Origin of the sequence: Aeromonas sp. S41-2, assembly GCF_027705845.1 — a bacterium.
In the GTDB taxonomy this organism is placed as follows: domain Bacteria; phylum Pseudomonadota; class Gammaproteobacteria; order Enterobacterales; family Aeromonadaceae; genus Aeromonas; species Aeromonas hydrophila.
The window spans coordinates 130,613-152,378 of the sequence record NZ_JAPDCG010000003.1 but is presented as its reverse complement, the minus strand read 5'-3'; the positions used below and the strand labels follow the sequence as shown (position 1 = coordinate 152,378).

The window sequence follows — 21,766 nt, the reverse complement described above, 5'->3', positions numbered from 1 at the left end:
CCCGATGCCCGGCGTCAGGACCAAGGTGACGGCTGAGGCGGCATTGCCTCGCTCGGTGTGCAAGCAGATAAGCGGCGCAGCGGGGAGCTGGTAACTGATAGATGAGGAAGAGTGATCAGGCGGCCAAGCTGGGCGCGGATCATCCGCGCCCAGGCCCTTCCCCTGATGGCCAGATCAGGCCAACCGTTCGGCCCGCGCCTTGATCAGAGGGGCGGCAAAGGCCTCCTGGGCCGCGATCAGCTGCAACTCATAGGCATCGGCCTGCCAGGTGTGCAGCAGTACCGTATCCACCGCCGCATTGGTGCGCTCGAACGCGCTGACGGCATCGTAACCCGCCTGCAGATTGGCCAGCATCAGCGCGCTGATGAGGTCCCCCACTCCCACCGGCTGGCGGACAAACTCGTAGAGCGGGCGGTCGATCAAATAATCCCCCTCGGTGGTGGCCAGCAGCATCTCGAAACGACCCGGCTCGCGAGCGGCGCGTCCAAGATGCTTGACCAGCACCATCTTCACCCCGCGCGCCAGCAGCTGATGGGCGGCGGCCCGCGTCTGCGCCAAATTCGTCAGATGGACGTCGCACAGGGTCTCCAGCTCCAGCAGATTGGGGGCCATGATGTCGGCCGCCGGCAGCGCCTTCTCGGTCAAGAAACGGGTCACCCCAGGAGCGACGATGCACCCTTTCTCCGGGTGACCCATCACGGGATCGCAGAAATAGATGGCGGCAGGATTGGCGGCCTTGACCGCGGCCACTACCGCCAGGATCTCGTCTCCCTGCTCCGCCGAGCCCAGATAACCGCTCAGCACGGCGTCACAGTGGGCCAGCACCTCGATATTCGAGAGCCCTTCGCACAGGGCGCTGATATGCCCTGCGGGCATCGCCATTCCTTGCCATCCGGCCGCATATTGGGTGTGGTTGGAGAACTGCACCGTGTTGATGGGCCATACCTCCATACCGAGACGGCGCATGGGAAACACGGCGGCGCTGTTGCCGGCACAGCCGAACACCACGTGGGACTGGATAGAGAGAATGCGTTTCATCGACATCACCGCAGAGAAGAGTCAGGGGAAAGGCGCAATATATCGGATGAAGATATTGATCTTCCACCCTTGATCAGCATAAACCCTTATTTGGTCGGCAAAATTCTCGATGACGCCCTGGTTGCCATCGCCATCACCGGCCCCCTCTTTACTGACATGCCGCAGCTTGCAACCGCGAGCATGGCCGGCATGGCCTGATAAGGGGGTACAAAACTCTTGTTTGATGGCATATGAGATTAATAAATGGGCTTTTGGTGCGCAGAGCCATCTGATGGCGAGTAAACAAGTGGGTGTCTGTGGCAGCCCCGGCCCTCAGGCAGCAAGGCAGCAAGGCAGCAAGGCAGCAAGGCAGCAAGGCAGCAAGGCAGCAAGGCAGCAAGGCAATGTAGTGGAAGGAGGCAACGGCGTCGGTGCAAGTAAAGAGATCACCAATCGACCAGAGGCTGGATCGGGCTGGTCGGCCCGATCCGGTTCATCAAGGGCGAGCGAAGTGGTAGACCCAGCCCTCGTCCAAAGCCATCTCGGCGGGCGGCGCCACCAGAGCCGGCAACAGGGAGACGCTCCCCTTGGCGGCGTATTGCAGCGCCATCAGGGCGCAGATGGCGGCATCGTAGCGATCGGTCCCCGCCGTCACATCGGCCGGTAGATGCGCCAGCAGCTCGGCGCGCACCGCCGATGCCTTGCCACCCACCTTGGCGAGAGCGGGATAGACCTCCAGCACGGCGCGATCGGCCTGTGGTTGCTGCTTGGGCACCAGCTGCAAATCGGCCAATCGGGGCAGCATGGCGAGCGCTAGGGTCGCGTTGTTGCCGAGCCTGTCGAAGGTGGCCGAGAGCGGCTTCTTGCCATATTGCCGGTGCAGCCAGCGCTCGCAGTCCCGGTAGGCATAAGGGTTGTCTATCTCGCGCTGGGGCACGGCGCACTCGGTCGCCCTCCCCGCCAGCAGCTCTCCCAAGGCGCGAGGAAACGCCAGTGGCGCGTCGATCCCCAGCGCCAGCTGCGGGCAGGCCAGCACCTGCAGCAGGTGGATCTCGTCGTGCAGTGCTGGACGCAGCAAGGCATCCAGATCCGGCGCAACCCGTGAGCTCAGTCGAAACAGGGGCGATACCCCAAACCAGTGCAGTCGCTGTTCACGCGCCTGCCACCCCACCACGGCCACCGCCTGGGCACTGCCCTGCCAGCCTCTTACGTCCCAGCCGATGCCGATGGCATCCATGTGTTCCATTGTCATGCCAGTGTCACCTCTGCACGCTATCAATGCAGCACAGGGTAATGGCTGGAGCCCCTAAAGCAAGGTTGGCGGCGCCGCTTAGAAGGATTTCTTGAAATTGATCAGCGGCAAGATGGGGAAAACCCCGTTCTCGGCGTAGTTGGCGAGGCCAATCTGCAGACCGTCCAGGTGCTTGGTGGCGTTGATGAAGCCCAGCTGGAAGGTGGTGCGCTCGGCATAGTTGACGAAGCCGACGTTGGCCAGGGCATTGCCCTTGGCGATGTTGACGGCACCCCAGTTGAGGCCCTGCACATTGTTGGTCAGGTTCACGAAGCCAAGGTTGACGCCCTTGTCCTGGCCCTCGTGCCAGTTGACCGCGTTGATGGCCACCCCGCCAAATTGGTGGCGTACCCGGCCGGCACCGAGGAAGATGCCAAGCTGCAGACCGGTGAATTGATCCACGTCGGAGAGGGCGAAGACCGGCAGATCGATCCCCTTCACCTGACCGGTGCGGCCATAGAGAACAGAGGCTCTGGCCCCCTCGACCTGATGGGACGCGGGCAGATTGACGCCGGGCAAGGAGAGCTGGACAGGGGTACTGGCGTGGGCAACGCCACCAAGGGCCGCAGCCCCCAGGGCAAGCAGCAGGCGAGCAGGTTTCATCGATGCATTCCTCAAGGCTCAGGGAGTGGCGTCAGCCTACCAGCCCCGCGGCCTGGGAACGAGACCCGACGGACGTGGCTGCGTCACCCCTCGTCTGAATCGGGCCAATCAAACTGGACAGACCAGAATCAATATTTCGCCAAAAATTAACATTTATATTATTTACATCAAGCCTCATTTGGTAACACAATACCTAAACGTGCGTTTGAACAGAGCAAACGACACGTGACGACTTAAGGATGTAGTCGAACGGATGTAACCGAAGAATGGGCCCATCGGCCTTTTGCAATACCCTTCTGCCAACCACGGAGACACGCGATGAATATGGACGTAATCAAGACCTTTACCGAGCAGATGCAAGGCTTTGCTGCCCCCCTCACCCGTTATAACCAGCTGCTGGCCAGCAACATCGAACAGCTGACCCGGCTGCAGCTGGCGTCCGCCAACGCCTATGCCGAGCTGGGACTGAACCAGCTGCAGGCCGCCGGCAAGGTGCAGGATGCCCAGAGCCTGGCGGCCCTTGGCACCGTCCAGCTGGAGACCGCCAGCCAGCTCTCCCGCCAGATGCTGGACGACATCCAGAAGCTCAACACCCTCGGCCAGCAGTTCAAGGATGACCTCGACGCCCTGGCTGCCGACGGCATCAAAAAGAGCACGGGCAAGGCCTGATATCCCCCTGGCTGCCCGCGACGGGCAGCCACATCTCCCCATGCTCCGTCACGACAGGCTCGCCCTGCGCCGGGGATGGGTGAAGGAGAGAACATGAGCCAATCATCTTACGGCCCGCTGTTCGAGGCCCTGGCCCACTACAACGACAAGCTGCTGGACATGGCCAAGGCGCAGACCGAGCGCACGGCCCAAGCCCTGCTGCAGACCAATCTCGACGACCTCGGCCAGGTGCTGGAGCAGGGTAGCCAGCAGCCCTGGCAACTGATCAATGCCCAGATGAACTGGTGGCAGGATCAGCTCAAGCTGATGCAGCACACCCTGCTCAAAAGCGCAGGCCAGCAGAGCGAACCGCTCATCGCCCCGGAGCGCAGCGATCGCCGCTTCAAGGCCGAGGCCTGGAGTGAGCAGCCCATCTATGACTACCTCAAACAATCCTATCTGCTGACCGCCAAGCACCTGCTGGCTTCGGTGGATGCCCTCGAGGGGGGGCCTCAGAAGAGCCGGGAGCGGCTGCGTTTCTTTACCCGCCAGTACATCAACGCCATGGCCCCCAGCAACTTTCTGGCCACCAACCCGGAGCTGCTCAAGCTGACCCTGGAGTCCGACGGCCAGAATCTGGTGCGCGGGCTGGCATTGCTGGCCGAAGACCTCGAGCGCAGCGCCGATCAGCTCAACATCCGGCTGACTGACGAGTCCGCCTTTGAGCTGGGGCGGGATCTGGCGCTGACGCCGGGCCGGGTGGTGAAGCGCACCGAGCTGTATGAGCTCATTCAGTACAGCCCGACCACGGAAACGGTGGCCAGGACGCCGGTGCTGATCGTGCCGCCCTTCATCAACAAGTACTACATCCTGGACATGCGGCCCCAGAACTCCCTGGTGGCCTGGCTGATCGCCCAGGGCCAGACGGTGTTCATGATCTCCTGGCGCAACCCGGGTCTGGCCCAGGCCGACATCGATCTCGACGACTACGTGGTAGACGGGGTCATCGCCGCGCTGGATGGCGTGGAGGCGGCCACTGGCGAGCGGGAGGTGCACGGCATCGGCTACTGCATCGGCGGTACCGCCCTCTCCCTGGCCATGGGCTGGCTGGCTGCCAGACGCCAGAAGCAGCGGGTTCGCTCCGCCACCCTGTTCACCACCCTGCTCGACTTCTCCCAACCGGGGGAGCTTGGCATCTTCATCCACGAGCCCATCATTGCGGCGCTGGAAGCCCAGAACGAAGCCAAGGGCATCATGGACGGGCGCCAACTGGCGGTCTCTTTCAGCCTGCTGCGGGAGAACAGCCTCTACTGGAATTACTACATCGACAGCTACCTCAAGGGGCAGAGCCCGGTGGCGTTCGATCTGCTGCACTGGAACAGCGACAGCACCAACGTGGCGGGCAAGACCCACAGCAGCCTGCTGCGCCGGCTCTATCTGGAGAACCAGCTGGTGAAGGGGGAGCTCAAGATCCGCCACACCCGCATCGACCTCGGCAAGGTGAAGACCCCGGTGCTGCTGGTATCGGCCATGGACGATCACATCGCCCTCTGGCAAGGGACCTGGCAGGGCATGAAGTTGTTCGGTGGCGAGCAGCGCTTCATCCTGGCCGAATCGGGCCACATCGCCGGCATCGTCAATCCGCCGGACGCCAACAAGTACGGCTTCTGGCAGAACGACGCCGAGGCCGCCAGCCCCGAGGCGTGGCTTGCCGACGCAAGCCACGCCCCAGGCTCCTGGTGGCCGCAGATGGCAGCCTTCATCCAGAGCCGGGAAGAAGACCCCGCCCCTCTCCCCGCCCGCATCCCGAGCGAAGGGCTGGAAGCGGCCCCCGGCAGCTACGTCAAGGTACGGCTCAACCCGGTCTTTACCCAAAGCCCCGAGGAGGAGCCAGCATGAGCATGCGTCCCTTCGAGGTGGGCCAAAAAGCCAGCCTGACCAAGCGGTTCGGGGCGGCAGAGGTCGAGGCGTTTGCCGGACTGTCGGAGGATTTCAATCCGCTGCACCTGGATCCCGCCTTCGCCGCCACCACGCCGTTCGAGCGCCCCATCGTGCACGGCATGCTGCTGGCCAGCCTCTTCTCGGGGCTGCTGGGCCAGCAGCTGCCGGGCAAGGGCACCGTCTACCTCGGTCAGAGCCTCGCCTTCAAGCAGCCGGTGTTTGTGGGAGATGAGGTGACGGCAGAGGTGGAGATCATCGCCCTGCGCAGCGACAAGCCCATCATCACCCTGGCCACCCGCATCCTGACGGCAACCGGCGCCATCGCCGTCAGCGGTGAAGCCGTGGTGAAGTTCGGCTGAAAGCAGTTTGCCCCATGATCTCAGTCAGCCCGGCCACAGCCGGGCTGACTGCTATGGTGTGCGCCCCAAAAATGGTCTTGCAAGCCACAATTGCCCGCAGAGAGGTGCCCTTGCCCTTTCTTTGGCGGCCCGAACTGCCTAGAATAACCGCCCTGCTGTTTCAGCCATTCATCCACTAGAGGATTTCCCATGGAGACGTTTCTGCTCGAAGGCCACCCCTTCGTTGCCTTGTGCGACCTTATCAAACATCAGGGTTGGGCCGATTGTGGCGGTGCGGCCAAGGCGCTGGTCGCCGAAGGGCTGGTCGAGGTGGACGGTCAGGTCGAGACCCGCAAACGCTGCAAGATCGTGGCCGAGCAGGTAGTCAACTTCAACGGCATGAAAGTCGTGGTGAAAGAAGGCGTCAGCCCCGAGATCCTCTGATCCCGACGCTTTGCCACGCAAGTGCTACCCAGCACAGTGGCTGAGCAAGTGGTCAACTTCAACGGCATGAAGGTCGTGGTGAAAGAAGGCGTCAGCCCGGAGATCCTCTGACCCCGCTTGAATAAGGGCGCCGACGCGCCCTTTGGCATTAGCTGGCCTTGATCGACAGGGTCAACACGAAGCGCGCCATCGCCTCATCTCCGTTCAGTGACGGACAGGTGGCCACCACCTGGATGGGACGGTTGATGCGCTGACCGCTCGCCAGCGACTCGTCGATCATGGCGTCGATCTCCTCCCCGGCCGCACAGTCAAATTGCACATCCCCCTCGGGCCGTTTCAAAAACTCCCCCTGCACATCCTTGAAGGCGAAGTGCACCTTCTTGCGCCGCTGCCGCCCCTTCTCCATCACCAGCAGACCGCCCACCAGATCGGCGCCGGTCGCCAGCGCGCCGAAGTACATGCTGCCCAGGTGGTTGCGGGTGCGCCAGCCGAGCGGAATGCGAATGCGCAGCGCCTTGGCGTTCATCTCTTCGATGACGGGGGCACAAAAACCGATGACGGGGATGTAGCGCCAGGCAAAGAGCCGCAGTGCCAGGTTGGCCTTCAAACGTTGCAAATCCATATGCGAACTGATCCGATGAGTTGATGTAAACAACATGTTGCCAGCATGGCTGGCGTTCGACAAGGACGCGGATCACGCTTGCCACCTTTTCACCACCCAAAAAAAGAGGGAACCGCACGGGTTCCCTCTGCTCATTCCTGTGGCGGTCGATCAGGCCCGCTTCTCTTCCAGCCAGGCTCCCTGGCTCTGCATCTCGAACAGCTGGGCATAATGGCCACCCAGCGCCATCAGCTCGCCATGGCTACCCCGCTCGTTCACCTGACCGCGCGAGAGCAGCAGGATCTCGTCCGCATCCACGATGGTCGAGAGGCGGTGGGCGATGGCGATGGTGGTACGGCCGCGCCGTGCCGCCGCCAGCGCCGAAGAGAGGGCCAGCTCAGTCTGGGAGTCCACGCTAGCGGTCGCCTCGTCCAGAATGAGGATGCGCGGATCGCCCACCAAGGCGCGGGCAAAGGAGAGCAGCTGGCGCTGGCCGGCGGAGAGGTTCTTGCCCCCCTCCTCCATCAGGGTATTCAAGCCCGCCGGCAGGCTCAGCACGAACTCGGCCAGCTGTACCTCGGTCAGCGCCTGCCATAGGCGCGCCTCGTCGATGCCGTCGCGACCAAGGCGCAGGTTTTCCGCCAACGTCCCAACGAAGATAAAGGGATCCTGCTGTACCAGCCCGATGCTGCGGCGCACCGCCGAGAGCGACAGGCTCGCCATCGGATGATCATCGAAGCGGATAAGGCCCTGATCCAGCGGGTAGAAGCCCATCAGCAGGCTGATGATGGTGGACTTGCCGCTGCCGGTATGACCCACCAGCGCCAGCATCTGGCCCGGTTTGGCGGTAAAGCTCACGTCGCGCAGCACCTGCTGCTCGCCATCGTAGGAGAAGCTCACCCGCTCGAAGCTCACCTGCCCCTTGAGCGGGTGCATCTCGCCCTCGGTGCTCTCGCGCGCTTCATCGAGCAGGGCAAAAACCCGCTCCCCGGCCACCATGGCCTGCTGCAACTGGTTGAGCTGGTTGGTCATCTCGATGAGCGGCTCGATCATCCGCCCCAGATAGCTGATGAAGGCGTAGAGCACCCCCACCTGGATGGCGCCCTCCACACTTAGCCCCTCGCGGGCAAACAGCGCCAACAGGCCGATCAGCACCATCATGTAGAAGAGATCGATGAGCGGGCGCAGCAGGATGCCGTTGATCTTGAGGCTCTTGAGGCGCGCCGCCCAGTGCTGCTGGTTCACCTCGGCAAAAGCGTTGGCGAAATGGTGCTCCTGCACCATGGCCTGAATGACCGGCATCCCCTGCAGCGACTCGTTGAGACGGCTGTTGATGTCGGAGAGCAGGCTGCGGGTCGCTCGCACCACGGGCACACTCAGTTTCTGATAAAGCCACATCACCCCGCCCACCGCCGGCAACAGACAGGCACACACCAGCATCAGCCGCAGATCCAGCAGCGCCATGGAGATGAGGATGCCGCACAGCAGCACCACCTTCTGCACCAGCAGCCCGATCACCTGTACATAGAGGTTCATGATCGCCTCGGTGTCGTTGGTGATGCGGGAGATGAGCGAACCGGAGCGATGCTGGTCAAAGTAGCGGGCCGGCAGCCGGATGGCGGTGGCAAACACCTGCTCGCGCAGTCGCTGCACCACCGCCTGGGCGATGCGGTTGAAACGCAGGGATTGCAGGTAAAAACCGGCCGCAGACAATACCTGCAGGCCGAGATAGCCGGCGGCGATGGCCGCGATGGCGGGCCACACCAGCTGGCGCGGCGCCAGATAGTCGTCGATGAACAGCTTGATGAGCAAGGGACCGGCCACTTCGGCGCCGGTGGCCAGCAGCAGGCAGATCCCCGCCTGAATGAGCCAGCGCGGATAACGGGCACAGTACCCGAGCAGTCGTTTGATGGTCGGGTTCACAGGCGCTCCTCCACGTCTTGCTCGAGACGCTGATAACGCACCATATCGGCGTACCAGCCGTTGTGGGCCATCAGGGCACCGTGGCGACCGCGCTCACTGACATGGCCCTCTTCCAGCACCAGGATCTCGTCGGCCTGCTCTACCGCCGTCATCCGGTGGCTGACCAGGATCAGGGTACGCTTGTGGGCCTTGAGGGCATGCAGGATCTGCTGCTCGGTGTGGGCATCCACCGCCGAGAGGGCATCGTCGAGCACCAGGATGGGCGCCTCCAGCAGCAGGGCTCTGGCGATGGCGAGCCGCTGTTTCTGACCGCCGGAGAGGGTCACCCCCTTCTCTCCCACTTCGGTCTCATAGCCTTTGGGGAAACGGCTGATGTCGTCGTGCACGCAGGCGATGCGCGCCACCCGCTCAATCTCCTCCCGGCTGGCATCGGGGCGGCCGAGGGCGATGTTGGCGGCAATGGTGGTGGAGAAGAGAAACGGCTCCTGCGGCACATAGGCAAACTGACCGCGCAGCTCACCCAGCGCCAGCTGCGAGATGGGCACCTCCCCCATGCGGATCTCCCCCGCGGTGGGGTTGGCCAGTCGCATCAACAGCTTGAGCAGGGAACTCTTGCCCGCGCCGGTGCGCCCGACGATCCCCAGCATGCCACCGACTTGCAGGGTGAAATCCACATTGCGCAGCAGAGTGCGCTGCTCGAGCTGGTAGCTGAGCGCCACGGCGCGCAGTGGAAAGACCGAGGTCAGCGCCACCGGCTGGGCCGGCTCTTCGATGTCGCTGCGCTCGCCGAGCAGGCTTTCGATCCGCGAATAGGCGGCGCTGCCACGCTCGATGATGTTGAACAACCAGGCGATGGCGAACATGGGCCAGATCAGCTGGCCGAGGTACATGGTGAAGCTGGTGAGCTCCCCCAGGGTCAGCTCGTCACGCAGCACCAGGGCGCTGCCGCCCGCCACCGCCAGAAAGTAGGAGCAGCCGATGCAGAGGTAGATCACTGGATCGAACTTGGCATCGATGCGGGCCACCGCCATGTTGCAGGCGCCCGCCTCCCGGGTCAGCTCGGCAAAACCGCGATCTTCGAGCGACTCCACCGCATAGGACTTGAGCACCCGCACGCCGGAGAGGGCCTCCTGGGTCTTGTTGTTGAGCCGGGAGAAGGCTCCCTGCGCCGCCTTGAACTCCTTGTAGATCTGGGTGCCGAAGCGGTTCATGAAGAACGCCATCACCGGCAACGGCAACAGGGAGAGCAGGGTCAGTTGCCAGGAGTACTGGCTGCACATGATGGAGAGCACCAGCACCCCGACGATGATGGAATCCACCAGGGTCAGCACCCCTTCCCCGGCGGTCATCTCCACCGCCTGGATGTCGTTGGTGGCATGGGCCATCAGATCGCCGGTACGATGGCGCTGATAAAAGTCCGGGCTCATGCGGGTGAAGTGGCTGAACAGCCGGTTGCGCAGCACATAGGCTAGCCGGTATGAGGCGCCAAACAGCATGACCCGCCACACGTAGCGCAGCAGATAGATGAGCAGACCAAGACCGAACAGCCCGGCCAGATAGCCCGTCAAGGTTGCACTATCAAGGGACCCTTTGGCGATGCCATCCACCACCCAGCCCACCACCTTGGGCGGGATCACGGTCAACAGGGCCACCATCATCAACAGGGAGATGGCGATCAGGTAACGCCGCCACTGCTCCTTGAAGAACCAGCCCAGCCTTGCAAATACGCTCACGTAGATATCCTTTGTCGCGACCGGCCCAGGGCCGGCGCCCATCACGGGGAAACTCAATGCAATCGCCCCCGGCTGGGGGCGATACGAAGGGGTCATGATAGCCTGAAGCAAGCGGCTTGAGAATTATTGCTATTTCACCTGTTACAACAAGCGATCATCACGCTGTCCGAAGCCGGCGTACGGTGTTTCATGCTGCTCCCCGGTGAGCAGGAAGTGGGACACCTCCTCCCGGGTCAGACTGAACACCTGTTGCAGCTGCTCCAGATCCTGCTCGGTCAGCTCCTCCTGCTGGCGCAACCGCCACTCCAGCTCGCCAGCCATGATCTGCAGACGGGAGGCGGAAATATTGGCGGAAACCCCCTTGAGGGTATGCAGCAACCGGCAGGCGATATCGGGCTGCTGACGACGCAGGGCGGAGCGGATCTCCCACAGGTCGTCCTTGTGCTCCGACATGAACAGCTTGAACAGGATCTGCAGCGCCTCCTTGTCCTGCTCCAGCCGCCTGAGGGCATCCTCCAGATCCAGCACTCCCATCAAATCGGGCGGTTTCACCTCGAGCGGCACCCGCCGCTCGCCGCTGGCACTCTTCACCCACTGCAGCAGGTTGTTGTAGAGATCGAGCTTGCTGACCGGCTTGGTGACATAGCCGTTCATGCCGACCCCGAGGCAGCGCTCCCTGTCCCCCGGCATGGCGCTGGCGGTCAGGGCGATGATGGGAACATCGTGCTTGTCGACCATCTTGCGGATCTGGCGGGTGGCATCCAGCCCGTCCAGCACCGGCATCTGCAAGTCCATCAGGATCACGTCGAAGGGCTGCTCGGCCACCCGCTCGACCGCCTCTCGGCCGTTGCCCACCACGGTCACCAGGGCATCGACCCGGCGCAGGTATTCGATGATGAGCTGCTGGTTGACCCGGTTGTCCTCGGCCAGCAGTACCCGGATGCCTTGCAGCAGCTCGCGAAAATGCTGCTGATCCCCCTGCGCCTCGGCCTGGCGGAACTGCTGATCGTGGGAGCTGCCGTTGAGCAGCTCGTCCACCTTGGCCAGCAGGGCATTTTCGGTCATCGGCTTGGGCAGGAAGTGGGTCAATCCCATGCTCTCCATCCGCCCATGCAGTCCCTCCTTGGCCCAGGCACTGGTCATCAGGATCGGCAGACGGCGCCACTGGCTGTGCTGATACATCTCGAGCGCCAGATCCAGCCCGTCTTCCTGCCCCATGCGCCAGTCCAGAATGGCCAGCCGGATATTCTGCCCCTCTTCCCGCAGCACCTGGCGGGCCCGGGAGAGGCTGTTGACTGCCATCACCCTGGCACCGGCCCGACCCAGGATATCCTTGGCCAGATCCAGCACCAGCTCGTTGTCATCCATCACCAGCACCAGTGGCTGATGTTCGAAGAAGACCCGCCGCCCGGAGACACCGTAAACCGCCTTGGTCATGGGGATCTCGAACTGGAAGACCGAGCCCGTCCCCGGCTTGCTCTGTACCGTGATCCGGCCCCCCATCAGTTCGACCAGACGCTGGGAGATGTTCAGACCCAGCCCGGAGCCGCCGTATTTGCGGGTATTGCCTGCCTCCAGCTGGGTGAAGGGCTGGAACAGCTGGGCCTGTTTCTCCTCGGCGATGCCGATGCCGGTGTCACGCACGCTGAAACGCACCTGCATCGGGTGCTGGTTGACCAGGGTGATGGCTACTTCCACCTCGCCCCGCTCGGTAAACTTGATGGCGTTGTTGACCAGATTGACCAGCACCTGGCCGAGGCGCAGCGGATCGCCGCGCAGAAAATCCGGCACGGCCGGCGACTTGTTGATGATGACCTCGACCTGCTTGCGCTCGGCCAGGTCGGCAAACATGCCGGCCAGCGAGTCGATCTGCTCGCTCAGATCGAAGTCGATCTCCTCCAGGGTCAGCTTGCCGGACTCCACCTTGGTCAGATCCAGAATGTCGTTGATGAGCAGCAGCAGGGTGTCCGACGAGGATTTGATCTTGCTGAGATAGTCCCGCTGCTGCTGATCCAGCTCGGTCTGCAGTGCCAGCGAGCTGAACCCGATGATGGCGTTCATGGGGGTGCGGATCTCATGACTCATGTTGGCCAGAAAATCGCTCTTGGCCTGGGCCAGCAAGCCGGTCTGGCGCGACAACTCGCTCAGCTTCTGATTGCGTCGCCACAGGGTCACCGCCACCAGCCCGAAACAGAGCATGGCCCCCCCCAATACCATCAGATAGAAGCGGCTCTTGAGGGAGGAAGCCTGCTCCATCTTGCTCTGCTTCCAGAGTGACAGCCCCTCCAGTTCGTGCATGTCGATCACCTGGTTGCGCAGCACGTGGTACTCCACCACCTGATGGCTGACATCCTCACTCAGCTGGGCCAGCCCTGCCACTTCGGGATTGGCGGGATAGGCCGTCTTGAGGCGGCGCTGCAGGGCCTGCAGCCGCAGCTGCTCGCCCTTGTCCCAGCTGCGTTTGAGGTAGTGACTGAGCTGGGCCAGCTCGGTCAGGTCGATGGCAAGTGGAGAGTCTGCCGGCAAGGTGGCCAGCAAGCCGTTGAGCTGCTTTTGAAAAGGCTGCTCTATGTACTCGATCGCCATCTCCATGGAATAAAGCTTGGCCAAGTCGAGCAAATAGCTATCGATGTCATGCAACAGGGATTGGGAGTGGGGATTGTCGGCAGAGTCGGGATCGTTGCGCACCTGGCGTACAAAGCTGTCGAGGTTGCTCGACAACTGATTGAGACGTTGCTGTACGTTGCCGTCGTTGGCCTTCTCGCGGCCAAGCAGATAGACGGTGTCGGTATTGACCCGGTTGAGGATCAACTCTGCGGCAACGCTGAGCTCGGAGGCCTTCTGCTGCTGGCTGAGCAGCTGACAGCAATAGCCGGAAAACGCCAGCAGCGATACCATGATCAGGCTAAGCACAACACGATTGACCCGTGTCACATTATTCATCCCGTCTCGATTCTCATGTCATGGCCACGCATCCACCGACATCATGTCGACACAGGATAACTGGCTGTGAAAGATAACTGATTACTATGTTACCGTTACTCTGCCCTGTCAGTGCAATAAGATGTTGCAGGGCTTATGCATACAGGAATCAATTATGTCATTTATCACTACCTATTGTAGCCATTGCTTCACCAGGAACCGCCTGCCTGAAGAAAAAGTGGATTCAAATGCGAAATGCGGCCGCTGCAAGAGCGAGCTGTTCGCCACCACCCCGGTCAACGGCCAGGAACAGCAGTTCGATACCCTGATCCAGTCTGACATCCCGGTCGTGGTCGACTTCTGGGCCAGCTGGTGCGGGCCATGCCTTCAATTTTCACCTGTTTTTCAACAAGTTGCCAGTGAACTTGAACCAAGACTCCGCTTCGTCAAGGTCGATACCGAGCAACAAGCCACCATTGCGGCCCGTTACGCCATTCGCAGCATTCCCACCCTGATGGTCTTCAAGCAGGGCAAGATGGTGGCACAGCGCAGTGGCTCCCTTCCTCCCAGTCTGTTCAAGGAGTGGTTGCACAGCTTCATCTAGGCCACAAATGATACCGAAATGTTTAATTTGTGTTTATTTAATGTTTTAATTTGCCTTGACTCTGTGAGTCCCGGCATGCTTTGACCAGTTCCCCCTGTTTCAAACGGGGGGATGAATGTAATCTCGGCAACACAACAACAACCATAAATTAACCGAGAGAACAATATGCACACATCTGCAGTACCCTCCACTACCCCATCACGCTGGCTGGACATCAAATCCGGGATCGTCATCCTGGATGTGTTGCTGCTCTGTGCCATGCTGGCCTGGCTCCCCTTTGACCCCAACGTCAACAAGGGGCTGGGGATCCTGGTCTTCATCGCCATCCTCTGGCTGACTGAAGCAGTCAACATCACCATCACGGCCCTCTCCATCCCGGTACTTGCCACCCTGCTCGGGGTCTTTGACATGAGCAAGTCGCTGACGGACTTCGCCAACCCAGTGCTGTTTTTGTTCTTCGGCGGCTTTGCACTGGCTGCCGCACTCTCCAAACAGGGGCTGGATACCCAGATCGCCGCCAAGGTGATGCAGCTTGCCAGAGGCCACCTCGGCTGGGCCTCCATCGTGCTCTTCACCATCACGGCCGCCCTCTCCATGTGGATCAGCAACACCGCCACCGCCGCCATGATGATGCCGCTGGCCCTCGGCATGCTGAAAGGTCTCGACGCCCACAAGGAGCGCCGTACCCTGGTCTTCGTCCTGCTGGGGGTCGCCTACAGCGCCAGCATCGGCGGCATCGGCACCCTGGTCGGCAGCCCACCCAACGCCATCGCAGCTGCCCAGATGGGGCTGGGTTTCACCGACTGGATGAAGTTTGGCATCCCGGTGGTACTCATCTTCATGCCAGTGGGCATCGGCCTGCTTTATATGGTGACCCGTCCCAACCTCTCCCACCAGGTCAGCACCGAGCAGGTCACCATCCAGTGGACCGGTCAACGCAAGATCACCCTGCTCATCTTCCTGACCACAGTACTGCTGTGGATCGGCTCCCAGCCCATTGCCAAGGCATTGGGAGGCATTCCCCAGTTCGATACCCTGATCGCCATGGGCGCCATTGTGGCGATTGCCATCAGCCGGGTGGCCAGCTGGGATGACATCAACCAGAACACCGACTGGGGCGTGCTGATGCTGTTTGGTGGCGGCCTCACCTTAAGCGCCATCCTGAAGCAGACCGGGGCCAACGCCTTCCTGGCGGAGCACCTCTCCAACGGTCTGGCCACCATGCCGATCTTCATCATCCTACTCTGTCTGGCCGCGTTCGTGGTGTTCCTGACCGAGCTGGTCTCCAACACCGCCACCGCCGCCCTGCTGGTACCGCTGTTTGCCGGGGTTGCCCAGGCGCTGGGCGTATCACCCATCGTTGTCTCCGTGCTGATCGCTGTCGGCGCCTCCTGCGCCTTCATGCTGCCGGTGGCCACCCCGCCCAACGCCATCGTGTTCGCCAGCGGCCATATCAAGCAGCGTGAGATGATGCGGGCCGGCCTGGTGCTGAACCTGGTCTTCACCGTCATTCTGACCCTGCTCGCCTACTTCATGGGTGACATACTGCACTGATATGCCGAGTACCAAGGCCCCTGACGGGGCCTTTTTATTGCCTCTTCTGTATGCAGTCTCGACCAAACATCGCCCCTTCTCACCCGTTCACCACCTTTGAACAGCCACTGTTCTCAGCCAAAAGAGCCGTATGGTGAAGGTGGGTGTTTGACGTTTTCTCTTGTGCTCTCTTTTCCGCAATCCCCCATCACCAACACCGACCACCCAAAATAAAAAACCCCCGCATGGCGGGGGTTTGCTCGTTTACCGTCTCATCAGCCGATGCTGCAGGGTTTCAATTGCCAGATGCGATCCACATAGTCCTGGATGGAGCGATCGGAGTTGAACTTGCCCATGGTGGCCGAGTTGATGATGGCCTTCTTCGCCCACAGGGCCGGATCCCGATACCAGGTATCGATCAGCTTGTGGGCTTCCGAGTAGGAGGCGAAATCGGCCAGGGTCAGGTAGGGGTCCCCCCCTTCCAGCAAGGAGCGCTTGATGGAGGAGAGCTCGCCCGGACGACCCGGTGTGAAGTAGTCGGTATCAAACCAGTCCAGCACCGCCTTGAGCTCGGAGTTGGCATAGTAGAAGTCGTACGGGTTGTAGCCGCGCCCCTTCAATGCCTTCACCTCATCCACGTTCAGACCGAAGATGGCGCAGTTCTCGGCTCCCGCCTCTTCGGCGATCTCGATGTTGGCGCCGTCCAGCGTGCCGATGGTGATGGCACCGTTGAGCGCCATCTTCATGTTGCCGGTACCGGAGGCCTCATAGCCGGCGGTGGAGATCTGCTCGGAGACATCAGCCGCCGGGATCAGCTTCTCGGCCAGGCTCACGCGGTAGTTCGGCATGAACACCACTTTCAGCTTGCCCTGGATGCGAGCATCGTTGTTGACCCGCTCCGCCAACTTGTTGATGGCGTAGATGATGTCTTTGGCCAGCTTGTAACCGGGCGCCGCCTTGGAGCCGAAGATGAACACCCGCGGGTGCATGTCATAGTCCGGGTTGGCCAGCAGGCGACGGTAGAGCGCCATGATATGGATGAGGTTCAGCTGTTGACGCTTGTACTCGTGCAGGCGCTTGATCTGGACGTCGAAGATCGCCTCCGAGCTCACCTCGATGCCGGTTTCGGCCTTGATCACCTTGACCAGCTTCTCCTTGTTGTGGCGCTTGATGGTCATGAACTGCTGCTGGAACGCCTTGTCGTCGGCAAACTTGACCACGCTGCGCAGCTTGTCGAGCTGCAGCGGCCACTCTTTGCCCACCACCTCGTTGTACAGCTCGGCCAGTTCCGGGTTGCAAGCCAGCAGCCAGCGACGCGGGGTCACGCCGTTGGTGACGTTGCACATCTTCTGGGGCCACAGCTCAGCATACTCGGGGAACAGATCTTCCTTCACCAGCTTGGAGTGGATCTCGGCCACACCGTTGACCTTGGAGGAGCCGATGACGCACAGGTTGCCCATGCGCACCTTGCGCACATCACCCTCTTCGATGATGGAGAGCTTGGCCTTGATGGCATCGTTACCCGGCCACTTGGGCTCCACCAGCTCGCTCAAGAAGCGGGCGTTGATCTCGTAAATCACTTCAAGATGACGGGGCAGTACCTTCTCGAACAGACTGACCGACCACTTCTCCAGCGCTTCCGGCAGCAGGGTGTGGTTGGTGTAGGAGAAGACCTGATAGCTGATGGCCCAGGCCGCGTCCCAGGTCAGCCCCTCTTCGTCCACCAGCACCCGCATCAGTTCGGGGATGGCCACGGTGGGGTGGGTATCGTTGAGCTGGATGGCAATCTGGGCGGCAAAGTTGCTGAAGTCGGTGCCATGCACCCGCTTGTAGCGACGCATGATGTCCTTGATGGAGCAGGCACAGAAGAAGTACTGCTGGATCAGGCGCAGCTCTTTGCCCGCATCGGTCTCATCGTTCGGATAGAGCACCTTGGAGATGGTCTCGGCCTGAGCTTTCTCCGCCTGGGAATCGATATAGCCACCGGCGTTGAACACGTCCCAGTCAAAGAACTCGGAGGCGCGGGATTCCCACAGGCGCAGGATGTTGACGGTATGACCGCCAAAACCGACCACCGGGATATCCCAAGGCACCCCTTTGATCTTGCGGCCGGCGTGCCACACCTTCTTGAGGCCACCGTTGTCACCAAAGACGGTCTCGACATAGCCGTAGAGCGGGATCTCCTGCACGGATTCCGGGCGGCAGATCTCCCAGGGGTTGCCATATTCACGCCAGGAGTCGGGGCGTTCAATCTGGCGGCCATCCTGAATTTCCTGACGGAACAGGCCGTGCTCGTAGTGGATACCATAACCGACCGCCGGGTAGTTCAGGGTCGCTAGGGAATCGATGAAGCAGGCGGCCAGACGGCCCAGACCGCCGTTGCCGAGCGCCATGTCGGGCTCTTGTTCACACAGATCGGTCAGCTCCAGACCGAGTTCACCCAGCGCCTCTTCGCAAACTTTGTACAGGGAGAGGTTGTGCAGGTTGTTGGAGGTCAGACGCCCCATCAGGAATTCAGCAGAGAGATAGTGAATCGCACGAGTATCTTTCTTGAAGTGAGTCTGCTGAGTGCGGGTCAGGCGCTCGTACACCTGTTCGTTGACGGCGGCTGCGGTCGCTTTCCACCACGCTTCTGGCGAGGCTTTCTGTTCGCTTGTACCCAAGGTAGAACGCAGGTGACGCACGATACTCGCCTTGAGCTGATCTTTATCCAGTTGGAGATCCTGGTCTGTCTTCTTCTTGGTAGCCATAAACCATTTCCTTCGTTACAGAATAATAAATTGTTATCCCATCAGGGACCGGCGCTGTTGTTATCTCAGAATATGTTCCGGCGTGGGCATACTAGCTAAAGCCGCTGGTTTAAAAGTTAACGCAAGTCACACTTTAACGCATAAAAATGACAGTTCAAGCTTGAAAACCCTTTCCTGAAACCTGCCATTATGAATCTTTAATTTCATTAAAAATCATGCAGTTAATCTCTTCATGAAAATATAAATACGTGAATAGGTTTTCAATGATTGCCAAGTGCTGAAAATCCTTGAAAATAACTGAAAATTCAGCGCACATTGAAAACGATTTCAATGTGCGCTGTTCATGAAAAGCAAAGACCAAGGCTGTTCGGTTGATTTCTGCGGGTCAACCATGGGCCTTGAACTGGTTGCTCATGGGATCATAGTGATAGCCTATCTGCAATAAGCGGGTGGCCAGCTGATCTTCCGTCATGTCGTAGTAGGCCAGCAACTCTTCCAGCCCGTCACACTCCAGCCGCAGCTTCTCGTTGATGATCCCGAGCAGGATATTGGCATCCAGTCGTTGCAAGGTGCTGACGTCCATCTCATCTCTCCTCTGTGCAAGACATACTGTATAACCATGGGCGTCCCCTCCTGCTTTGTCCATAGGCTAAAAAACACTCATCGCCAACACCAAATAAATAACCTTTATAATCAATACCATAGACTCACCCACTGCCAATTCGATCACATTTTAGAGCACAAATGGCTTGTCACTGGCACCAACAGCAACTACTGTATGTGTATACAGCATGGTTATTCATACAGGACAAACATATGAGCCAGCCCATGAGTCAGCACCCCATCACCACCTCAGCCGGTATGAGCAATCCCTGGCCCACCCGGCATCAAGGCAACAGGGACGATGAGCGTTATAGCGCAACGATTGCCCATGAAGCCCCGCTGCTTGATGAGCTGGTGAGACTGAGCCATGGCGATACCGGCTGGATCCTCTTGATTGCACCACCCGGTCTGCCAGTAGCCAAGCAGCTGCAGGCACAGGGGATCAATCCCGCCAGAGTATTGGTGCTGCACAGCCCCAAGATCAAAAACTGGCAGCGGACGCTGGAACAGAGTCTGGGCAACGGCCGCTGCGCCGCCGTGCTGACCTGGCTGCCGGAACAGGTCATGCTGGATCGCGCCAAGTTGAGCAAGTTGGGACAACGCTGCGGGGTTCTGACCCGCTTCTTCGAGCCGGCCGCATCCTCTCCTGTCCACAGTGGTTCACTGGTCTATGGCGGGCAGGATGTCTATCTCAACCACTGACATGCCAAGAGTGCGAGGAGATGCCTTGCAGGATTGGCTGGTGAGTTGAACGGGCTTTTCGTTGGGCGCTGAACAACCCAGCAATCACTGAGTGACAAGAGCCCTGCAGCCATCAGATAACAACGGCAAGTGCCTGCCGATAGACGGAAGTGGAAGGCGGCATGAAAGCAAGGCGCAGAACGCCTCACTCTGAGCACAGTTGGCAGTTGGCACTCATGCAACTGCACGCAGGCCAAAAGAGAAGGCGACCCAGGGGTCGCCTTCGTTCTGTCTGCTATGGCTGCAGCGGTATAACGGTGGTATCGATAACAGTCACGCGCCGCGTCCGTTTACGCGGAGCCTCGAGACAAGTCTCCAGATCGCAAATGGACAGCCATCAAACAGCTTTCGCTCACGCCAGTTTGCCGTCAAGCTCGGCAATCTTGGCAGACCAGTAAGCCGGGCCTGTCTCATGGATATTGTTGCCTTGGGAATCGACCGCCACGGTCACCGGCATGTCTTCCACCTCGAACTCATAGATGGCTTCCATACCCAGGTCGGCAAAGGCCACTACCCGCGCCTTCTTGATCGCCTTGGCCACCAGATAGGCGGCGCCACCGACGGCCATCAGATAGACAGCCTGGTGCTGCTTGATGCTCTCGACCGTCTTGGGGCCTCGCTCGGATTTACCGATCATACCGATGAGGCCGGTTTCTCCCAGCATCATATCGGTGAACTTGTCCATCCGGGTAGAGGTGGTCGGGCCGGCCGGACCGACCACTTCATCACGCACGGCATCGACCGGGCCAACGTAATAGATGAAACGGTTGGTGAAGTCGACCCCTTCCGGCAGCCCCTCGCCTTTTTTCAGCATGTCGGCAATGCGTTTGTGAGCGGCATCGCGACCGGTCAGGATCTTGCCGGAGAGCAGCACGGTATCCCCGCTCTTCCAGCTGGCAAGCTCTGCCTTGGTAATGCCGTCGACATTGACACGGCGCACGTTGCCGCCAGCCGAGCGGGTGATCTCCGGCCAATCTTCCAGCTTCGGCGGAGTCAGCTCGGCCGGGCCGGAGCCATCCAGTTCGAAGTGCACGTGACGGGTCGCCGCGCAGTTGGGGATCATCACCACCGGCTTGGAGGCAGCGTGGGTCGGCGCAGATTTCACCTTCACATCCAGCACGGTAGTGAGACCGCCGAGCCCCTGGGCACCGATCCCCAGCTTGTTGACTTTGTCGTAGAGCTCGACCCGCAGCTTCTCTTCGGTGGTCTCCGGACCACGGGCGATCAGCTCCTGGATGTCGATATGCTCCATCAGGGCCTCTTTGGCCAGTACGGCCGCCTTCTCGGCGGTACCGCCGATGCCGATCCCCAACATGCCCGGTGGACACCAGCCGGCGCCCATGGTCGGCACGGTTTTGAGCACCCACTCCACCACGTCGTCGGAGGGGTTGAGCATCACCATCTTGGACTTGTTCTCGGAGCCGCCGCCCTTGGCCGCGATGCTCACTTCCACCTTGTCACCCGGGATCATGTCGATGTGCACCACGGCCGGGGCGTTGTCCTTGGTGTTCTTGCGACTGCCGGCGGGGTCGGCCAGCACGGAGGCGCGCAGCGGGTTGTCCGGATTGGTGTAGGCACGGCGAGTGCCTTCGTCCACCATCTCCTGCACCGTCATGTCGCTGTCCCACTGCACCTGCATGCCGATCTTGACGAAGCAGGTGACGATGCCGGTATCCTGACACAGGGGGCGATGCCCTTCGGCGGACATGCGGGAGTTGATCAGGATCTGGGCCAGGGCATCCTTGGCGGCTGGGTTGATCTCGCGGTCATAGGCAGCCTTGGCGGCCTGCACGAAATCGAGGGGGTGGTAGTAGGAGATGTACTGCAGGGCGTCGGCGATGGAATCGATAAAATCCTGTTTTTTAATGATGCTCATATCATCCTCACTGGTCCTTGTCTCCGGCGCGATGCAGAGCAAGGGCTTCCATATGAGCCGTGCTTCGGTGGGGTGGTGCCAGGCGGCTTGCCTGTCGGCCCGATAAGACAACGGCGTGTTTTTTCTAAAAATTCCGGCGGCTATGATACGCTTGCCACCCCCGTACCGGCTAGGGAGCAGGCTGTAAACTGTTGCCTG

The 21,766-nt window shown here is 60.7% G+C and carries 18 protein-coding genes; 8 read left to right on the top strand and 10 right to left on the bottom strand.

Annotated features, from left to right (window positions below; all coding sequences use genetic code 11):
• Positions 1–174: 174 nt before the first annotated feature.
• A complete protein-coding gene (gene pdxY / locus OKC44_RS08645; protein ID WP_270812285.1) occupies positions 175–1,038 on the bottom strand; it encodes a pyridoxal kinase PdxY in 864 nt (287 codons plus the stop codon).
• Between the two features lie 69 nt (positions 1,039–1,107).
• Between pdxY and OKC44_RS08640 the strand changes: the two genes are divergently transcribed.
• Positions 1,108–1,236, top strand: a complete 129-nt coding sequence (locus tag OKC44_RS08640; RefSeq protein ID WP_270812283.1) for a hypothetical protein — start codon at positions 1,108–1,110, stop codon at positions 1,234–1,236.
• A gap of 277 nt (positions 1,237–1,513) precedes the next feature.
• Here OKC44_RS08640 and OKC44_RS08635 read toward each other — a convergent pair whose 3' ends face one another.
• Both OKC44_RS08635 and OKC44_RS08630 read right to left on the bottom strand, forming a co-directional pair.
• A complete protein-coding gene (locus OKC44_RS08635; RefSeq protein WP_101616071.1) occupies positions 1,514–2,269 on the bottom strand; it encodes a DUF429 domain-containing protein in 756 nt (251 codons plus the stop codon).
• 78 nt (positions 2,270–2,347) lie between these two features.
• Positions 2,348–2,911 (bottom strand): VC2662 family protein, encoded by a 564-nt coding sequence (locus tag OKC44_RS08630; protein ID WP_017409548.1) that lies wholly within the window; start codon positions 2,909–2,911, stop codon positions 2,348–2,350.
• A 318-nt stretch (positions 2,912–3,229) separates the two neighbouring features.
• Here OKC44_RS08630 and OKC44_RS08625 point away from each other — a divergent pair, with 318 nt between their 5' ends.
• The 4 genes from OKC44_RS08625 to ybcJ all read left to right on the top strand — a co-directional run bounded on the left by OKC44_RS08625 (position 3,230) and on the right by ybcJ (position 6,282).
• Positions 3,230–3,580, top strand: coding sequence for a phasin family protein (locus OKC44_RS08625; RefSeq protein WP_011706254.1), 351 nt, complete (start codon positions 3,230–3,232; stop codon positions 3,578–3,580).
• A 93-nt stretch (positions 3,581–3,673) separates the two neighbouring features.
• Positions 3,674–5,458 (top strand): class I poly(R)-hydroxyalkanoic acid synthase, encoded by a 1,785-nt coding sequence (locus tag OKC44_RS08620; protein ID WP_270812282.1) that lies wholly within the window; start codon positions 3,674–3,676, stop codon positions 5,456–5,458.
• Entirely contained in the window at positions 5,455–5,859 is a 405-nt protein-coding gene (locus OKC44_RS08615; protein WP_270812280.1) for a MaoC family dehydratase, read from the top strand. The genes OKC44_RS08620 and OKC44_RS08615 overlap by 4 nt, the downstream gene beginning before the upstream one ends.
• Before the next feature lie 189 nt (positions 5,860–6,048).
• Positions 6,049–6,282 carry a ribosome-associated protein YbcJ gene (ybcJ, locus tag OKC44_RS08610; RefSeq protein WP_010674882.1) on the top strand — a complete coding sequence of 78 codons (234 nt, stop codon included), beginning with the start codon at positions 6,049–6,051 and terminating at the stop codon, positions 6,280–6,282.
• A gap of 148 nt (positions 6,283–6,430) precedes the next feature.
• On the opposite strand, the gene OKC44_RS08600 is transcribed toward ybcJ, so the two are convergent.
• The 4 genes from OKC44_RS08600 to OKC44_RS08585 all read right to left on the bottom strand — a co-directional run bounded on the left by OKC44_RS08600 (position 6,431) and on the right by OKC44_RS08585 (position 13,482).
• Positions 6,431–6,904, bottom strand: coding sequence for a DUF4442 domain-containing protein (locus tag OKC44_RS08600; RefSeq protein ID WP_065477649.1), 474 nt, complete (start codon positions 6,902–6,904; stop codon positions 6,431–6,433).
• A gap of 150 nt (positions 6,905–7,054) precedes the next feature.
• On the bottom strand, positions 7,055–8,806 hold the full coding sequence (locus OKC44_RS08595) for an ABC transporter transmembrane domain-containing protein (RefSeq protein ID WP_270812278.1): 1,752 nt from the start codon (positions 8,804–8,806) through the stop codon (positions 7,055–7,057).
• On the bottom strand, positions 8,803–10,539 hold the full coding sequence (locus tag OKC44_RS08590; RefSeq protein ID WP_270812276.1) for an ABC transporter transmembrane domain-containing protein: 1,737 nt from the start codon (positions 10,537–10,539) through the stop codon (positions 8,803–8,805). The genes OKC44_RS08595 and OKC44_RS08590 overlap by 4 nt, the downstream gene beginning before the upstream one ends.
• Positions 10,540–10,680: 141 nt before the next feature.
• The gene (locus OKC44_RS08585; protein WP_270812273.1) at positions 10,681–13,482 is read right to left on the bottom strand and encodes a response regulator; all 2,802 of its coding nucleotides are present in this window, start codon (positions 13,480–13,482) and stop codon (positions 10,681–10,683) included.
• A gap of 154 nt (positions 13,483–13,636) precedes the next feature.
• Between OKC44_RS08585 and trxC the strand changes: the two genes are divergently transcribed.
• Positions 13,637–14,065: a thioredoxin TrxC gene (gene trxC / locus OKC44_RS08580; RefSeq protein ID WP_270812271.1), complete on the top strand. Its 429-nt coding sequence runs from the start codon at positions 13,637–13,639 to the stop codon at positions 14,063–14,065.
• A gap of 165 nt (positions 14,066–14,230) precedes the next feature.
• Positions 14,231–15,619 (top strand): SLC13 family permease, encoded by a 1,389-nt coding sequence (locus OKC44_RS08575; RefSeq protein ID WP_270812269.1) that lies wholly within the window; start codon positions 14,231–14,233, stop codon positions 15,617–15,619.
• Between the two features lie 254 nt (positions 15,620–15,873).
• Here the strand turns inward: OKC44_RS08575 and OKC44_RS08570 are convergent, their stop codons facing one another.
• Both OKC44_RS08570 and OKC44_RS08565 read right to left on the bottom strand, forming a co-directional pair.
• A complete protein-coding gene (locus OKC44_RS08570) occupies positions 15,874–18,348 on the bottom strand; it encodes a glycogen/starch/alpha-glucan phosphorylase (RefSeq protein WP_270812268.1) in 2,475 nt (824 codons plus the stop codon).
• 385 nt (positions 18,349–18,733) lie between these two features.
• Complete coding sequence (locus OKC44_RS08565) at positions 18,734–18,931, bottom strand: DUF4250 domain-containing protein (protein WP_005300391.1); 198 nt, start codon at positions 18,929–18,931, stop codon at positions 18,734–18,736.
• Positions 18,932–19,164: 233 nt separating this feature from the next.
• On the opposite strand from OKC44_RS08565, the gene OKC44_RS08560 reads away from it, so the two are divergent.
• Positions 19,165–19,653: a cell division inhibitor gene (locus OKC44_RS08560; protein ID WP_244088445.1), complete on the top strand. Its 489-nt coding sequence runs from the start codon at positions 19,165–19,167 to the stop codon at positions 19,651–19,653.
• Between the two features lie 391 nt (positions 19,654–20,044).
• Here the strand turns inward: OKC44_RS08560 and OKC44_RS08555 are convergent, their stop codons facing one another.
• The gene (locus OKC44_RS08555) at positions 20,045–21,568 is read right to left on the bottom strand and encodes a fumarate hydratase (protein WP_024944465.1); all 1,524 of its coding nucleotides are present in this window, start codon (positions 21,566–21,568) and stop codon (positions 20,045–20,047) included.
• Positions 21,569–21,766 lie beyond the last annotated feature (198 nt).

Bases quoted from the DNA above. Each gene is read 5' to 3' on its own strand.
- pdxY (WP_270812285.1), bottom strand. From the start codon at position 1,038: ATGAAACGCATTCTCTCTATCCAGTCCCACGTGGTGTTCGGCTGTGCC.
- trxC (WP_270812271.1), top strand. From the start codon at position 13,637: ATGTCATTTATCACTACCTATTGTAGCCATTGCTTCACCAGGAACCGC.
- OKC44_RS08555 (WP_024944465.1), bottom strand. From the start codon at position 21,568: ATGAGCATCATTAAAAAACAGGATTTTATCGATTCCATCGCCGACGCC.
- OKC44_RS08575 (WP_270812269.1), top strand. From the start codon at position 14,231: ATGCACACATCTGCAGTACCCTCCACTACCCCATCACGCTGGCTGGAC.
- OKC44_RS08585 (WP_270812273.1), bottom strand. From the start codon at position 13,482: ATGAATAATGTGACACGGGTCAATCGTGTTGTGCTTAGCCTGATCATG.
- OKC44_RS08560 (WP_244088445.1), top strand. From the start codon at position 19,165: ATGAGCCAGCCCATGAGTCAGCACCCCATCACCACCTCAGCCGGTATG.
- OKC44_RS08570 (WP_270812268.1), bottom strand. From the start codon at position 18,348: ATGGCTACCAAGAAGAAGACAGACCAGGATCTCCAACTGGATAAAGAT.
- OKC44_RS08635 (WP_101616071.1), bottom strand. From the start codon at position 2,269: ATGACAATGGAACACATGGATGCCATCGGCATCGGCTGGGACGTAAGA.
- OKC44_RS08630 (WP_017409548.1), bottom strand. From the start codon at position 2,911: ATGAAACCTGCTCGCCTGCTGCTTGCCCTGGGGGCTGCGGCCCTTGGT.
- ybcJ (WP_010674882.1), top strand. From the start codon at position 6,049: ATGGAGACGTTTCTGCTCGAAGGCCACCCCTTCGTTGCCTTGTGCGAC.
- OKC44_RS08600 (WP_065477649.1), bottom strand. From the start codon at position 6,904: ATGGATTTGCAACGTTTGAAGGCCAACCTGGCACTGCGGCTCTTTGCC.
- OKC44_RS08615 (WP_270812280.1), top strand. From the start codon at position 5,455: ATGAGCATGCGTCCCTTCGAGGTGGGCCAAAAAGCCAGCCTGACCAAG.
- OKC44_RS08625 (WP_011706254.1), top strand. From the start codon at position 3,230: ATGAATATGGACGTAATCAAGACCTTTACCGAGCAGATGCAAGGCTTT.
- OKC44_RS08565 (WP_005300391.1), bottom strand. From the start codon at position 18,931: ATGGACGTCAGCACCTTGCAACGACTGGATGCCAATATCCTGCTCGGG.
- OKC44_RS08620 (WP_270812282.1), top strand. From the start codon at position 3,674: ATGAGCCAATCATCTTACGGCCCGCTGTTCGAGGCCCTGGCCCACTAC.